Here is a 15,685-nt window from a genome sequence, read left to right as displayed (position 1 = left end):
GCTTTCGCGAGCAAGCCCGCTCCCACATTTAATCTTCGTTGGCAATCAGTTCGAAGTCTTGGCCATCTTGGTATCCGACGCGCGCCAGATCAGTCGCGTCGTGTCATAACCCTGCTGACGCGCCTTGCTCAGCAGTTCTTCTCGCACCACACCATTGACCGTCGGGGTGCGTGACAGCAGCCAGAGGTGACGGCGGCTCGGGTCGCCGACAATCGCGGTCTTGTAATCATCGCTGACGTACAACACCCAGTATTCTCCCTTCGCCACACCGGGTATCAATCGCGAGAACCAGGTATCGAACTCGACCCACAGCTTGTCGGCCTTGCCGGGCACCTGTGGATAAGCCGTGCCTTTGGCCTCTTCCCATTGCCAGTCCGACGTCAGACAGCGGTTCAGCACCGCCATGTCACCTTCAGGCTTGAGGCTGTAATGGGCTTCGGATTGCGCGCAGTTGCGCTGAAAATACACCGGCAGACGCGCCAGTTCGTACCAGGTTCCCTGGTAGCGCTTGAGGTTGACCGAGTTGACGGTCTTGGGTGCCAACGGATCTACGCCAGAAGTGGCGCAGCCAGCCAATACCAGGCCGGCAAAAAGAACGATCAGTAACCGCTTCATTATTTTTTCTCCCGTGGGCGAATAGCCCCGGTTTACTTCAGGCCTTGGCCAGAAAACATCAGCACTTTGTCACCGGCATACTGCACGCTGATAAAGCTGTTTTGGTCGCCCCAGGTGCAACTGGACATGCCGAGCGCGCCCGAGCAATCGGTAGGTTTGCCCAGCAAGGTTTCAACCTCGGCCTTGGGCATGCCAGTCGACAGCTTCGAGTAATTTTCCTGATTGATCTTGCCGCACGCTGCCAACAACACGCAGAACGAGAGCAAGGCGATAGATCGCAGCGACATGGTGTAACTCCTGGGGCGAAGGGAATGGCATGGCTGCCAAGCTGAAGCTTAGAAGAGAAAACTCCTGTCTGGTTCCCTGAGCATTCGGCTATTTGTTTGGTCGCCGTCAGCCTTTTGACGATAAATCAGCCCACTTTTTCGCGCCGTTGAGTATTTCGTCGGTTTTCCCCCAGGCCGCCTAATCTTTGGCGCTTGCCAGTCGACATAGAAGCAGCGCAAAGCCTTCCACTGTGGCAAATCGACACCCCTTGTTGACCAGCCCTTCGCGGTAGCTCATTTAATGACCAGAAATATGAAGTTCAGCCACAAAATCCTGTTGGCCGCCGCCCTCGTGGTGGCCGTTGCATTCGCCTGCTTCATCCTGTTCAACGATTACCGCCAGCGGCAGACCTTACTCAGCAGTACCGAGTCCTCGATGCAGGAACTTGGCAGCCTGACCACCAGCAACATCCAGACCTGGCTGGAAAGCCGTATCCAGCTGCTGCAATCGCTGTCCCAGCAGATTGCCGTGGACGGCAGCGCACAGGCCAACCTCAAGCGCGCCATCGACCTGCCGGCTTACACCAGCAACTTCCAGCTGAGCTACTTTGGCGGCACCGATGGCGTGATGTTCTCGGTCCCGGCCGGCAACCGCGCGGCAGACTACGACCCGCGCGCCCGTGGCTGGTACAAGGCGGCCAACAACGCGCAACAGACCATCGTCACTGAACCCTACATTGCGGCATCGTCGGGCAAACTGGTGATTACCGTTGCCACGCCAGTGAAGCATCAGAATCAAATGATTGGCGTCGCCGGCGCAGACATTGATCTGTCCAGCGTCAGCGCGATCATCAACTTGCTGAATTTCGGCGGCCACGGCCATGCGTTTATCGTCAGCGCCGACGGCAAGATCCTGATCCACCCGGACAGCAAACTGGTGCTCAAGAACCTGGCCGACGCCTATCCCAACGGCGCGCCGAAAATCAGCCCGGGCCTGAAGGAAGTCGAACTGGACGGCAAAACCCAATTCATCTCCTTCACTCACGTCAATGGTGTGCCGTCTGCCGACTGGTATGTGGCGCTGGTGCTGGATAAAGACACCGCGTTCTCGATGCTCAGCGAATTCCGCACCTCGGCAATCATTGCCATGGTCATCGCCGTGGTGATCATCATCGCACTGCTGAGCATGTTGATCCGCGTGCTGATGCAACCACTGCTGACCATGGGCCGCGCCATGCATGACATCGCCGAGGGCGAAGGTGACCTGACCAAGCGCCTGACCATTCACGGCCAGGATGAATTCGGCGCACTAGGCACCTCGTTCAACCGTTTCGTGGAACGCATTCATACCTCGATCCGCGAAGTGTCCTCGGCCACCGGCCAAGTCAACGAAGTGGCCTTGCGGGTCGTCGCGGCCTCCAACTCGTCGATGTTCAACTCCGATCAGCAAGCCTCACGCACCAGCAGCGTGGCTGCAGCGATTAACGAATTGGGCGCCGCCGCCCAGGAAATCGCCCAGAACGCCGCCCTCGCCTCGCAGCATTCGAGCGACGCCCGTGCCCTGGCCGAAGACGGTCAGCAAGTGGTGGATAAAACCATCGCCGCGATGCAGCAGCTGTCGGCAAAAATCAGCGATTCGTGCGGCAACATCGAAACCCTGAACAGCAACACGGTGAACATCGGCCAGATTCTGGAAGTGATCACCAGCATTTCGCAGCAAACCAACCTGCTGGCGCTCAACGCCGCCATCGAAGCGGCCCGTGCCGGTGAAGCCGGCCGTGGTTTTGCCGTGGTCGCGGATGAGGTACGCAACCTCGCTCACCGCACTCAGGATTCGGCCCAGCAAGTGCAGAAGATGATCGAAGAGTTGCAAGTCGGCGCCCGGGAAGCGGTCAGCACCATGACCGACAGCCAGCGCCAGAGCGAAAGCAGCGTCGGCATCGCCAACCAGGCCGGCGAACGCCTGGGCAGCGTGACGCAGCGCATCGGAGAGATCGACGGGATGAACCAGTCCGTGGCGACCGCGACCGAAGAACAGACCGCCGTGGTCGAGTCGATTAACGTCGATATCACCGAGATCAACACGCTGAACCAGGAAGGCGTGGAGAACTTGCAGTCGACATTGCGTGCGTGTGCTGATCTTGAGCAGCAGGCGGCGCGGTTGAAGCAGTTGGTGGGTAGTTTCCGGATCTAGTGCTTTTGCAGACCCCTTCGCGAGCAAGCCCGCTCCCACATATGATCTTCAGCGAACGCAGATTTTGTGTCCGACCGAGATCCAATGTGGGAGCGAGCTTGCTCGCGAAGGCGGCTTCTGCCGCAATGAAAATCTAAAACCGAGACCCGGGACCTGAAAGAAACTCCAGCTCCTCAGCCGTAGATTCACGCCCCAACACCGCATTGCGATGGGGAAACCGTCCAAACCGCGCAATGATCTTCTGATGCCGCTCGGCATAATCCAGGTTGTCGGCAAACACCGCCCGATCCGCCTCCGGTTGCTGTTCAACCAGATCAAGAAACCGCGAAACTGCTTCGTTCTGTACTGCCAGATTTTCGCAGTGCTCGAACACCAGATAGATAAACACCCGCTGGATCGGTGGCAGTTGCCGATCGAAATCCGCAGCAATGCCTTGCGCTACCAGTGCCTGAGCCCTGAGGTCGCCTGAAAAGGATTTGGGAGTGTCGCGAAAGATCATTCGCGGAAGTTGATCGAGTAGCAGCACCAGGGCCAGCCAACCTTCAGGATGTTGCACCCATTCGGTCAATCCGCCGGCCAGTGCCTGCTCGACCTGGTCCCCGAAACGCATCCGCGCTTCGAGGTCCTGGCTGTCGCGCTTGCCGAACCATAACTTGCCCTTGTCAGCCGATATTTCGTTGGGTGATTCGAAAGATCCGAACCACCATTCGAGCAACGGCTGCCAGGGCGCGGTCATGGTTTATTCCTTGTGGTAAGCCGTGACGCGGGCAACTTCTTCTTTCGAACCGAGGAACACCGCAACACGCTGGTGCAGGCCTTCCGGCTGGATGTCGAGGATGCGCTGGTGGCCGTCGGTGGACGCGCCGCCCGCTTGCTCCACCAGGAACGACATCGGGTTGGCTTCGTACATCAGGCGCAGTTTGCCCGGTTTCGACGGCTCGCGGCTGTCGCGTGGGTACATGAACAGGCCACCACGGTTCAGGATGCGGTGCACGTCGGCGACCATTGCGGCAACCCAACGCATGTTGTAGTTCTTTTTCAGCGGGCCTTCATCACCTGCCAGCAATTCGCCCACGTAGCGCTGTACCGGAGCTTCCCAGTGACGCTGGTTGGACGCGTTGATGGCGAATTCCTGGGTGGTTTCAGGAATGGTGATGTTTTCGTGGGTCAATACGAAACTGCCCATTTCACGGTCCAGGGTGAAGCCTTTCACGCCGTCGCCCAAGGTCAGGATCAGCATGGTCTGCGGACCGTAGATCGCGTAGCCGGCGGCCACTTGCTGGGTACCTGGCTGCAGGAAGGCCTTTTCATTCAAGGGCTCGTTCTGGGTCAGGTATTCGTTCGGGCAACGCAGTACCGAGAAGATCGTGCCGACCGGCGCGTTGATGTCGATGTTCGACGAACCGTCCAGCGGGTCGAATACCAGCAGGTACGCGCCTTTCGGGTATTTGCCCGGGATCTGGTAGGCATTGTCCATTTCTTCGGACGCCATGCCGGCCAAGTGACCGCCCCATTCGTTGGCTTCGAGCAGGATCTCGTTGGAGATCACATCGAGCTTCTTCTGCACTTCGCCCTGGACGTTTTCAGTGCCCATGCTGCCCAGAACGCCACCCAGGGCGCCTTTGGACACGGCGTGGTTGATCTCCTTGCAGGCACGCGCCACCACTTCGATCAGGAAGCGCAGATCGGCAGGAGTGTTGTTGCTGCGGGTCTGCTCAATCAAATAGCGACTCAAGGTAACGCGGGACATGGAAGGCTCCGGTGGAATGGGGGGGCTAAAAACCCGCGCAGTTTAGCGCGAGTCGGGGCGCATTTCCTCCTATCAGACGTGATACACCCAATAGAGTTCATGTGCGGGGTTGAGCGTAGTTCGAAATGGGGCCGATGTGGCTTGTGGATCAGTGGCAGATTGAGTTTTTTTGTGGCGGATAGACCGCTTTCGCGAGCAAGCTCGCTCCCACAGTAGATCTTCAGCGTACACAACATTTGTGTACGACCGAGATCCAGTGTGGGAGCGGGCTTGCTCGCGAATGGCGCGTAGCGCCAGCCATCCTCAGGACTTAACAACCGGCTTGCGCAGCAAGCTGAACGCCATGGCCCCCAAAAACAGCACACTGAGCAACAGCACCGCCCACAACCCGAATTTCTTCCAGTTTGTGTCCGCCACCGTTGGCACGGTCGCCGCCGGAGTCACCACGACCCCACCCTCCACCGTCGCCTTGCCCAACGCCGCCAGCTTCGCAGCGCTGTAATCCGGAATCAGCGTCGACAACGGCAAGCTCGCCGCCTTCACCGTCGCACTCCCCAGCGCCAGCGTATAAGGCCCGGCGCCGCGCGCCAGGAACACCAGTTGCGTGGAGCGCACCGCAAATCGGACGGTCGGCGCTTCGGCGCCCAGGCCACCGCCGCGCTCATCCACCGTCAGCTTCAATTGCTGTACGGTCTGGCCCGACAGCTGCAATTCGTTCTGCACCACGTCCTGGCCATTCTGGGTCAAGCGGTAGAGCAAACCGCTGGTCAACGTTTGCCACGGCAGGCTGGTTTCCCGGCGACCCGACAACGTCACCGGTGCCAGGCTGTTGGGTTGATTCAGCTCGATCTGCAAGCGCTGGACGTTCAGCCCCATCGGCAATTGCCAGATGTACTCACCGGCCTTCACGCTGGTGCCAACCAATGGTTGCGACCAGACCAACGGCAGCGGCAAGGTGCGAGGGTTAGTGCTTTCCAGTTGCGCCGACGTCAGCACTGGCGCCGATTGCGGTGAGCTCCACAGCAAGCGCAAGTAGCGCGCCGATTGCCCCGGCAGGCCGACTTCATGTTGCTCGACCCGTTCGTCGGCAAACGTCAGACGCGCCACCTGCCCTTCGCCCCACGACTGCCAATGCTGCAAGTCGTCGCTGGCTTCAATGCTGAAACGCTGGAAACCGTCACGATCACTGGTCCAGTCGAGGATCAATTGCTGTAACGGCGCCTTGATTCGACTGGCATCGAGTAACCAGCCGCGCAGCTCTTCTTCGCCCGCCTCCAACTGGCTGGACGGCTGCACTTCGATCAACGTGCCATTGGTGTTCGATTGCACGCGCACACTCGGCGCGCGCTCGGTGGCATCCGCCGAGTTGTACAACGGGAACCACTTTACGTCGTTCAGCGTGCGGTTTTCGCGGGTCTGCGCCGGTTCTCGGGCCAGAGCATAAGCCTGAGGCTCACCGGCGGCGTTGAACACGCGCAGATCGCTGAGATCGGTTTGTCGCGCTTTCAGTTGCACGCCCAAGGGCAACTCCAGGCGATACCACGGGCCCTCGCCACTCAACGACAACGGCACCTGCGTGGCAAAGTCCGCCGGTTTTTCCTGCGCGCCGGCCGATAGCGTCACACCCAGCACCACAGCCCCCCACCAGCCAAGGTTCAGTTTCTGACTCAAGACGACACTCCTTCGGTTTCAGGGGCCGGTTTTTCAACATCCGGCACAGCTTCGGCACGTTTGGGCGGCAACGGAGCGAAATAGCCCACCACCAACAGCAACACGCCAACGCCGATAAACGACACGATCCGCGCCAGCCCGCCGCGGTTACTCAATTCAACGAAGAACAACTTGGCGACCACCAGCCCTATCAGCGCTGCGCCGATCAGCCAGACTTCGCGGCGATGGCGCAGATGCCCACCGATCATCAGACTCAGGGCCATCAGGGTCCAGACGATGGACAAGCCGGCCTGCACCAACATAGACCCAAGCAGCAGATCCAGCGCGTACGGCACGCCACCCCAATGGTGAGCCGCGCGCATCACCAACGCGGTGAAGAAGACGAACAGCGAAACCCCGGCGATCACTTGCGTGGCGTTATCGGCGTACTCCCTGCGAATTGCCAGTTGCGTCACGGCGGTCCGAGACCAGACGTAAACGCCGAACAGAGCAAACAGCAGGCCCAGCTCCAGCGGGTTGATCAGTGGCACATATGGCAACGGCTCGGCGGTGCCGTCACTGGCGATGTTCGCCAGCCAGAACCAGCCGAGCATCAACAACGCCAACGGCGCAGCGGCATAGACCCGGTACTCGCGGGAATACTCCGATACCGGCCATGGCCACGCACGCGGTGCAGCCATCAGCACCAGATACAGGCTCGGCAGAATCGCCCAGCCCAACCAGCGCCAGGCGTTGTACTGCTCCGACAACAGCAACAAACCGTAACGCAGCTCCAGGGCCAACACGCCGATCAACAGCCAGCAGCCGAGTACATGGGCGGTGCTCAGGGCTGTTGCAGGCAGCGTCGGCGCCAGGCGCCGCAGGGAGAAGAAATGCACGACAAACACCGCAACCCAAACCAGCCAGCCGAAGTTGGCGCCAGGGTGATAACGCGAATGCCAGGCCGCGAGCAGCACCAGACCGGCTGCGGGAATCAGCAAGGTGCAGAGCAAGCCCAGCGACGACCACTTCAGGCGCAGCGCCAACACCGCCCACAGCGCGACACTCACGGCGGCAACGGCCAGCAACAAGGTGGCTTGCAGATTCAACGGCGCAAAGCGCAGCACTTCGCTGACCCACGCCAACGCCCACCAACCCGCGCCCCACACCAGCAACACTTCCGATAAGCGCTGCAGGCTCAACCCATCGAAGGACGAAGCATGGTTGCCGAGCTGCAGACGCCAGGCCCCGACGAATGCGGCCAGCCCCAGCACCAGCGGTGTCCAGAAACCGCTATGCGCCAGCGGTCGCAACCCTTCGCTAAGCAGTGGGCCAAGCAGATCCGGCCCGGCGAACAGGAACGCAGCGCCACCGATCACCTGCAACAGCAGACCAAAGACAAAACTCACGCGCTGCTTCAGGTACAGGCTCAGCCAGATGATGAACAAACCACTGGCGGCCCATACCGCGCTCGCGGTTTGCCATGGCAACACGAACAGCACCGCGAGGTTGATCAGCACCAGACCGGCCAGCAACACCACTGACAAGCCGCGCAGCAAACGCACGTCACTGCGCACCATTTCGTCGCGGGCCGCCAGCAACATCCCGGCGATCAATGCCAGCCCGATCAGGGACGCGCTGAGCAAACCGCTCCAACCGGCGCTGAACACCGCAGCCGACTCACCGCCCGCCCCTTGCAGCCGCAGCAGGAACAATGCACCGCCGAGCAGTTGCACGGCGAACGCGGTGAACAGGAACGTCCTCGATTGCAGGCGCAGGCCGACGAACAGCGTCGCCAACCCGGCCAGCGCCCAACTGATCGCCGTGCCATGAGTGAAGAAGAACAGCGGTGCCAGCAGATAAAGGAACGTCAGCCCCAGACAGGCCAATACCGGCAGTGCTTGGCGCTCCCACTGCGACGCCTGTTCAGGCAACGCTTTGCGCAATTGGTAGAAACTGAACAGCAGCGCCACGCCGAGCATCAACGCCCCCAGCGGCGCGCCATCGAGCAGGCTGCTCTCGCCGATCCGCAGCTCACTGAGAAACGCCAGTGCCGAGCCCAGTTGCAGCAGCAAGGCAAAGGCTCGCGCCAGCGGTCGTTGTTGGCGCAGGCCGAGCCAGAAAATCCCCGCGCCTTCCACCGCCCAGGCTGCTGCAGTCCAACGCGCGTCGAGCCCCAAGGGAATCGCCAGGCTGGCGAAGATCACCCCGAGCGCCAGACAGGTTTCCGCCAACAACAATGCTCTACCGCCCATCAGCAACCGGGCCAGCCCCATGTAAATCATGCCCAGCGCCAAGGCGCTGAAAGCCGCGGCAAATTCCAGATGCTCCACCAGCGCGAACTGCAAACCGAAACCCACCAGCGGTGGCGCGAACAACATGGTGCCGTCGACGTAATCGCCCTTGCGCGCGGACCAGTGCAGCAGTGCCTCGCGGCTGTCGTCCTCGGGTGCATCGCTCATCTCCAGCAGCTTGCGCCGGGCGAACAACAGGCCGATGGCCAGGTACATCAGGAAAAACAGAATCAGGAACGGCTCGGTGCTCCACAGCAATTCCGGTGTATAGGAACGCAGCCCCCAGGCCAACCCGATGCCGAAGGTGCCGACAAAACCGATCAGGTTGAGCAGCCGCCAGGCCTTGAACCACGCGATGGCGAGGATGCCGGCATTGAGCAAGGCGAAGTAGCTGAACAGCGCGACATGGTTGCCGGCGCCGGTGGAGGTCAGGATTGGCGCGGCGAAACCACCCAGCGCGGCAGCGGCAGCCAGGCCCAACGCGTTTTGGGTAATGGCGAGAATCGCCGAGAACACCGTCACCACCACCAGCAGCCCCAGTGCAGCCGTAGGGTCGAGCAATGGATGCAGGCGCATCGCGGCAAATACTGTCAGGTACAACACCGCAATCCCAGTGCCTTGCAGCATCAGCGCGTAGTTGCTGTTGCGCAGTCGCAGCAACCAGCCCAGCGCGAGCAAACCCAAGGCCGCCGCCGCAACACCGGCGTAACGCAACTCGACCGGCACCACCATGCCTTCAGTGGCGTAGCGCAACAGGAAGGCCAGACCGAGGAACAACAGCACCACGCCGACCCGCAGCACGGTATTGCCGCCGAACAACCAACTGCGCGCGCCGCTGATGGCGCGCTCGATGAAGTTCGGGCCGCGAGGCGCCGCCGGTTGCTGGGGTTCACGAGCAACCGGATCGGGTTTCCAGGCATCAGCGGACGGCGGACGACTGGCTTCGGTGGCAGCAGCTGTGATGGGTTCGAGTTCAGGCGGCAGCTCCCAGATCAATTCCGGGGTGGCGACAGGGGCTTGCTCAAGAATGATTTCAGGGGATGGAACCGGTTCGCTGGCCGCAGGTTCACTGGCTTCAGGTGTTTTGAAGCCCGACACTTCCAGCAATGCCAGTCGCTGCTCGACCGCATGCAGCGCCACCTGCGCCTGATCGAGCAAGCGCCGCTGTTCGGCGGTTTGAGTATTCAAGCGGCTGATGCGGATTGCCTGACCGATGCCCAGCCCGAGTAAAGCGCCCAACAACGCATCGCTGAACGACTCGTCAAGCATCCAGCCCAGCAGCAGCCCAATCAGCATGAACATCCATTGCATGGTCGATATCCCTAAGCAGCCCCGCGGTGGGGCAAATCCGGGCGATATAGCGTCAATGCTCAGTCTAGTGAGCAGACACCCGGAGTCCAGTGTGAGAGCCAGATTGCATCTGCACCACAAACCCAATGTGGGAGCGGGCTTGCTCGCGAAGAGGGCCTGACATTCGACATTGATGTTGAATGTCGGTCCACTTTCGCGAGCAAGCCCGCTCCCACAAGGGTCAAGTTGGTGCTTAGTATATCGATCAGGCCCAACGGACGTTGGGCCTTACGCACATTTGTCGCTAAAAGTTACTCCAACGCTTTCCAGATATCCGTGGCGTACTCGCGAATGGTCCGGTCGGACGAGAACCAGCCCATCCGCGCGCTGCTCAATACCGCCGAGCGCCACCATTCTTTCGAGTCGTGCCAGTGAGCCTCGACGCGCATCTGAGCGTTCCAGTAAGAGTCGAAATCGGCGCAGACCAGGAAGCGGTCATAGTCCACCAGCGAATCGATCAGTGTGGTGTAGCGGGACGGATCGTCCGGTGAGAACACCCCGCCGCGAATCGCTTGCAGCACGTCGTTGAGTCGATGGGAGGCGGCAATGTCCGGCGCCGCACTGTATTCATGGTTGAGCTTGCGCGCTTCCACTTGCTCGGCGCTCAGGCCGAAGATGAACATGTGTTCGGCACCGATGCGCTCGCACATCTCCACATTGGCCCCGTCCAGGGTGCCGATGGTCAGCGCGCCGTTGAGGCCGAACTTCATGTTGCTGGTGCCTGAGGCTTCGAAGCCGGCGGTGGAAATCTGCTCCGACAAGTCCGCCGCCGGAATGATGCTTTCGGCCAGGCTGACGTTGTAGTTAGGCAAGAAGACCACTTTGAGCAAACCACGCACGGTCGGGTCGTTGTTGACCACCCGGGCGATGTCGTTGGTCAGTTTGATGATCAACTTGGCCTGGTGATAACTGGCCGCCGCCTTACCGGCGAAGATTTTCACCCTCGGCACCCAGTCGATTTCCGGTTCGGCACGAATCGCCTGATACAGCGCGACGGTGTGCAGCAGGTTGAGCAACTGACGTTTGTATTCGTGGATCCGCTTGACCTGCACGTCGAACATCGCCGCCGGGTTGATCGCGATCCCCAACCGTTCATGAATCAGGTACGCCAGGGCTTTTTTACTGTGCAGCCGCTGCTCGGCGAACTGTTTACGGAATGCCGTCTTTTCGGCAAACGGTTCCAGCCCTATCAGGCTTTCTTCGGGGTTATCCAGCATATCCGGGCCGAGGGCGTCGACCATCATCGAGGTCAACTCGGGGTTGGCCTGATAGAGCCAGCGGCGGAAGGTAATGCCGTTGGTCTTGTTGTTGATCCGCTCCGGATAAAGTTTATGCAGTTCGGAGAACACCGTGCTGCGCATCAGCTGCGTATGCAGGCCGGACACGCCGTTTACGCTGTGAGAACCAAGGAATGCCAGGTTGCCCATGCGCACGCGACGACCGTTGTCTTCCTCGATCAGCGACACCGCACGCAACACGTCGAAATCGTGAACGCCCTTGGCCCGCAACGAATCGATGTGCTGGGCGTTGATCAAATAAATGATCTGCATGTGCCGCGGCAGCATCCGCTCCATCAAACCGACCGGCCAGGTTTCCAGCGCTTCCGGCAACAACGTATGGTTGGTATACGACAGCGTGTCGACAGTGACCTGCCACGCCGCATCCCACGCCACGTCATAAACGTCGACCAACTGACGCATCAACTCGGCCACAGCGATCGAGGGGTGAGTGTCATTGAGTTGAATGGCCGCGTGATCGCCCAGGGTCAGCACCGAGGTGTGCATGTTGCGATGGCGGCGCAGCAGATCCTGCAGGGATGCGGCGACGAAGAAGTACTCCTGACGCAGACGCAGTTCCTGGCCAGCATCGGTGCTGTCCGCCGGATAGAGTACGCGGGAGATACTTTCGGCCCGGGCCACTTCAGCTACCGCGCCCAAGTGGTCGCCAGCGTTAAAGCGCTCCAGGTGCAAATCTTCCATGGCCCGGGCACGCCACAGTCGCAGCGTGTTGACACTCGCGCCGCGCCAACCGACTACCGGGGTGTCATAAGCGATGGCCCGCACGGTTTCCGCCGGGGACCAGACTTGCCTGGATTTGCCGTTTTCATCGGTCACGGTTTCGACACTGCCGCCGAAGCCGATCGGGTAGGCGACCTCCGGCCGCTCGAACTCCCATGGGTTGCCGAAATCCAGCCAGTGTTCGGTCTGCTCCTGCTGCCAACCGTCGACGATGGCCTGGCGGAACAAACCGTGTTCGTAACGAATGCCGTAACCGTGGCCGGCGATACCCAGGGTCGACATGCTTTCCATGAAGCACGCCGCCAGACGCCCGAGGCCTCCGTTGCCTAGCGCCGCATCGGGCTCCAGCAGACGGATGCGTTCGATGTCGACGCCAAGTTCAGTCATGGCCTCGCGGGCCACATCGAGCAGGCCGAGGTTGCTCAAGCTGTCGTAGAGCAAGCGGCCAATGAGAAATTCAAGGGAAAGGTAATAGACCCGCTTCTGACCTTTACGGTAGATCTGCCGGGTGTGGTCCATCCAGTGCTCGACCATGTGATCGCGCGCCGCCAGGGCGATGGCTTCGAACCAGTCGTGGTCGAAGGCATGATCAGGGTCTTTGCCCACCGCGTAGGTAAGCTTGGTCAAGACGGCGTCGCGGAATGCGGCCACCTCTGCTTCGCGAACAAGTGGTTCTTGAGTCATCGATAAGACCTCGAGCGAGCGTGAAGTTGTCTGAGCCTAGTCGGTCTGACAGACCATTGAGACTCTGGTTCGGCAGTTTTCCCTGTTAGTGCGAGATAGATCGACATTACATTGTCGCGTGCCAGAAACAATGCAGGGGCCGTGCCGGACACAGGGATTATTTTGCGCCAAGTGAAAAAATCTGGCGAAAGGTTGTTCAAAAATCCACCAGTCCCGGTATGATCGCGCGCCCTGATGCACACGCTGGTAACAACCGATGATGAAGCCCAACCTGATCGCCGCCGCGGAGATCGATCGCCTCGATACCTGGGCCAAGTACTCTGCCCCGATGTGCGGTTCCTGCGTGTCCAGCTGCTGCACCTTGCCGGTCGAGGTCAAGATCAAGGATCTGATCCGTATCGGCATCGTTGACGAATTCGAGCGTGGCGATCCGCCCAAGAACATCGCCAAGCGTTTGCAGAAGGAAGGGATCGTCGAGCGCTATAACCAGAAGTCCGAGATCTTCACCCTTCAGCGCATGAGCAACAACGATTGCCTGTACCTGGATCGTAAGAGCCGTCTGTGCACTATTTATGATAAGCGCCCGGACACCTGCCGCAACCACCCGAAGATCGGGCCGCGGCCGGGGTATTGCGCGTACAAGCCCAAAGAAGTGGTGCGCGAGAGCAGCAGCCGTCGCACGCTCGAGAAGTTTTAATCCGCCACCGAGTTCTTCGGCGCCTGACAGCCCGCCTTCGCGAGCAAGCCCGCTCCCACATTTGATTTGTGTACGCCGCAAATCAAATGTGGGAGCGGGCTTGCTCGCGAAGGGGCCAGATCAAACACCATACAAACCCCAGACGTACAAAAACGCCCCCGACCTTGCGGTCGGGGGCGTTTTTTTAAGCGCTAACTAAGTCGAAACTCAGTTACCGGCTTTCTTGGCAGCGCGGGTACGCTCGCTTTCGCCCAGGATCTTCTTACGAAGACGGATGGACTTAGGAGTGACTTCGCACAATTCGTCTTCTTGAACGAATTCCAGAGCCTGCTCCAGAGTGAAGCGGATAGGCGGAACCAGAGCGATGGTTTCGTCTTTACCCGAAGCACGCATGTTGTCGAGCTTCTTGCCTTTGGTTGGGTTGACACCCAGGTCGTTGTCGCGGCTGTTGATGCCGACGATTTGACCTTCGTACACGTCTTCACCGTGACCCAGGAACAGTTTGCCGCGAGCTTGCAGGGTTTCCAGCGAGTAAGTCAGCGCCTTACCGGTAGCAACCGAAACCAGCACGCCGTTCTGACGGCCGGACATGTCGCCGGACTTCATCACGTCGTAACGGTCGAAGATCGAGGTCAGGATGCCTGCACCGGAGGTCAGGGTCAGGAACTCGTTACGGAAACCGATCAAGCCACGAGCCGGGATGTTGTACTCAAGGCGCACACGGCCCTTGCCATCCGGAACCATGTTGGTCAGGTCGCCTTTACGGATACCGATCTGTTCCATGATCGAACCTTGCGATTCTTCCGGCAGGTCGATGGTCACGTTTTCGTACGGTTCGTGCTTGACGCCGTCAACCATGCGGATGATTACTTCCGGACGACCAACACCCATTTCGAAGCCTTCGCGACGCATGGTTTCGATCAGTACCGAGAGGTGCAGCTCACCACGGCCGGAGACTTTGAACTTGTCGGCGGTGTCGCCTTCTTCAACGCGCAGAGCAACGTTGTAGAGCAGTTCTTTGTCCAGACGTTCCTTGATGTTACGGCTGGTGACGAACTTGCCTTCTTTACCGCAGAAAGGCGAGTCGTTTACCTGGAAGGTCATGGAAACGGTTGGCTCGTCAACGGTCAGCGGCTTCATCGCTTCGACGTTCAGTGGGTCGCACAGAGTGTCGGAGATGAACAGCTGGTCGAAGCCGCTGATGCAGACGATGTCGCCGGCAGCTGCTTCTTCAACGTCGATGCGGTGCAGGCCGTGGTGACCCATCAGCTTCAGGATACGACCGTTACGCTTCTTGCCGTCGGCGTCGATAGCGACAACCGGAGTGTTCGGCTTGATGCGACCACGAGCGATACGGCCAACGCCGATAACACCCAGGAAGCTGTTGTAGTCCAGAGCGGAGATTTGCATCTGGAACGGACCGTCACGGTCGACTTTCGGCGCAGGTACGTTGTCGACGATCGACTGGTACAGCGGAGTCATGTCTTCAGCCATGTCGGTGTGTTCCAGACCGGCAATGCCGTTCAGGGCCGAGGCGTAGACGACTTTGAAGTCCAGCTGTTCTTCGGTAGCACCGAGGTTGTCGAACAGGTCGAAGATCTGGTCCAGAACCCAGTCCGGACGCGCGCCTGGACGGTCAACCTTGTTGATAACCACGATTGGACGCAGGCCGGCTTCGAAAGCCTTCTTGGTCACGAAACGGGTTTGCGGCATAGGGCCGTCTTGAGCGTCAACCAGCAGCAGAACGGAGTCAACCATCGACATTACGCGTTCAACTTCGCCGCCGAAGTCGGCGTGGCCCGGGGTGTCCACGATGTTGATGTGGTAGCCGTTCCAGTTGATGGCGGTGTTTTTCGCCAGAATGGTAATACCGCGCTCTTTCTCCTGGTCGTTGGAGTCCATCACGCGCTCGTCGTTGAGCTCGTTGCGCTCCAGGGTGCCGGATTGACGCAAGAGTTTGTCTACCAGGGTGGTTTTACCATGGTCAACGTGAGCAATGATGGCGATGTTGCGTAGATTTTCGATCACTTGTGTATCTCGATCAGAGGATTCGGTGTGCTGACAGGTCGTGGCAGCGATTAACTTTAGAGTCCGTCAAAGCCGTTACAGCTTGACGGCGGCGTCGGGGGGCCGGTGACGCAGGCCACAGGCAAACAGCCCCGGGCAC

At 59.8% G+C, this 15,685-nt stretch carries 10 protein-coding genes and 1 pseudogene; 3 read left to right on the top strand and 8 right to left on the bottom strand.

What is annotated here, in order from left to right; all coding sequences use genetic code 11:
* Nucleotides 1–45: 45 nt before the first annotated feature.
* Entirely contained in the window at nucleotides 46–615 is a 570-nt protein-coding gene (locus tag KVG95_RS07430) for a lipocalin family protein (protein ID WP_217855307.1), read from the bottom strand.
* Between the two features lie 32 nt (nucleotides 616–647).
* Nucleotides 648–902 carry an outer membrane protein assembly factor BamE gene (locus tag KVG95_RS07425; RefSeq protein WP_217855306.1) on the bottom strand — a complete coding sequence of 85 codons (255 nt, stop codon included), beginning with the start codon at nucleotides 900–902 and terminating at the stop codon, nucleotides 648–650.
* 280 nt (nucleotides 903–1,182) lie between these two features.
* Between KVG95_RS07425 and KVG95_RS30320 the strand changes: the two are divergent.
* Together KVG95_RS30320 and KVG95_RS30315 are read left to right on the top strand one after the other, a co-directional pair.
* Nucleotides 1,183–2,217: pseudogene (locus KVG95_RS30320) on the top strand (HAMP domain-containing protein); the annotation flags it as partial.
* 93 nt (nucleotides 2,218–2,310) lie between these two features.
* Nucleotides 2,311–3,075 (top strand): methyl-accepting chemotaxis protein, encoded by a 765-nt coding sequence (locus KVG95_RS30315; RefSeq protein WP_370694726.1) that lies wholly within the window; start codon nucleotides 2,311–2,313, stop codon nucleotides 3,073–3,075.
* Between the two features lie 133 nt (nucleotides 3,076–3,208).
* On the opposite strand, the gene KVG95_RS07415 is transcribed toward KVG95_RS30315, so the two are convergent.
* The 5 genes from KVG95_RS07415 to KVG95_RS07395 all read right to left on the bottom strand — a co-directional run bounded on the left by KVG95_RS07415 (nucleotide 3,209) and on the right by KVG95_RS07395 (nucleotide 12,821).
* Nucleotides 3,209–3,811, bottom strand: a complete 603-nt coding sequence (locus tag KVG95_RS07415; protein ID WP_217855302.1) for a DUF924 family protein — start codon at nucleotides 3,809–3,811, stop codon at nucleotides 3,209–3,211.
* 3 nt (nucleotides 3,812–3,814) lie between these two features.
* Entirely contained in the window at nucleotides 3,815–4,825 is a 1,011-nt protein-coding gene (locus KVG95_RS07410; protein ID WP_038978569.1) for a class 1 fructose-bisphosphatase, read from the bottom strand.
* 303 nt (nucleotides 4,826–5,128) lie between these two features.
* A complete protein-coding gene (locus tag KVG95_RS07405) occupies nucleotides 5,129–6,496 on the bottom strand; it encodes a DUF3999 domain-containing protein (RefSeq protein WP_217855300.1) in 1,368 nt (455 codons plus the stop codon).
* Entirely contained in the window at nucleotides 6,493–10,080 is a 3,588-nt protein-coding gene (locus KVG95_RS07400) for a DUF2339 domain-containing protein (protein WP_217855298.1), read from the bottom strand. The genes KVG95_RS07405 and KVG95_RS07400 overlap by 4 nt, the downstream gene beginning before the upstream one ends.
* A gap of 290 nt (nucleotides 10,081–10,370) precedes the next feature.
* Nucleotides 10,371–12,821: a glycogen/starch/alpha-glucan phosphorylase gene (locus KVG95_RS07395; protein WP_217855296.1), complete on the bottom strand. Its 2,451-nt coding sequence runs from the start codon at nucleotides 12,819–12,821 to the stop codon at nucleotides 10,371–10,373.
* Nucleotides 12,822–13,077: 256 nt separating this feature from the next.
* Here KVG95_RS07395 and KVG95_RS07390 point away from each other — a divergent pair, with 256 nt between their 5' ends.
* Nucleotides 13,078–13,518, top strand: a complete 441-nt coding sequence (locus tag KVG95_RS07390) for a YkgJ family cysteine cluster protein (RefSeq protein ID WP_217855294.1) — start codon at nucleotides 13,078–13,080, stop codon at nucleotides 13,516–13,518.
* Between the two features lie 207 nt (nucleotides 13,519–13,725).
* Here KVG95_RS07390 and typA read toward each other — a convergent pair whose 3' ends face one another.
* On the bottom strand, nucleotides 13,726–15,546 hold the full coding sequence (gene typA / locus KVG95_RS07385) for a translational GTPase TypA (RefSeq protein WP_007907857.1): 1,821 nt from the start codon (nucleotides 15,544–15,546) through the stop codon (nucleotides 13,726–13,728).
* Nucleotides 15,547–15,685 lie beyond the last annotated feature (139 nt).

Origin of the sequence: Pseudomonas farris (assembly GCF_019145235.1) — a bacterium.
Classification (GTDB): Bacteria; Pseudomonadota; Gammaproteobacteria; order Pseudomonadales; family Pseudomonadaceae; genus Aquipseudomonas; species Aquipseudomonas farris.
The sequence above is the reverse complement of the archived record's forward strand: the minus strand, read 5'-3'. Positions and strand labels throughout refer to the sequence as shown.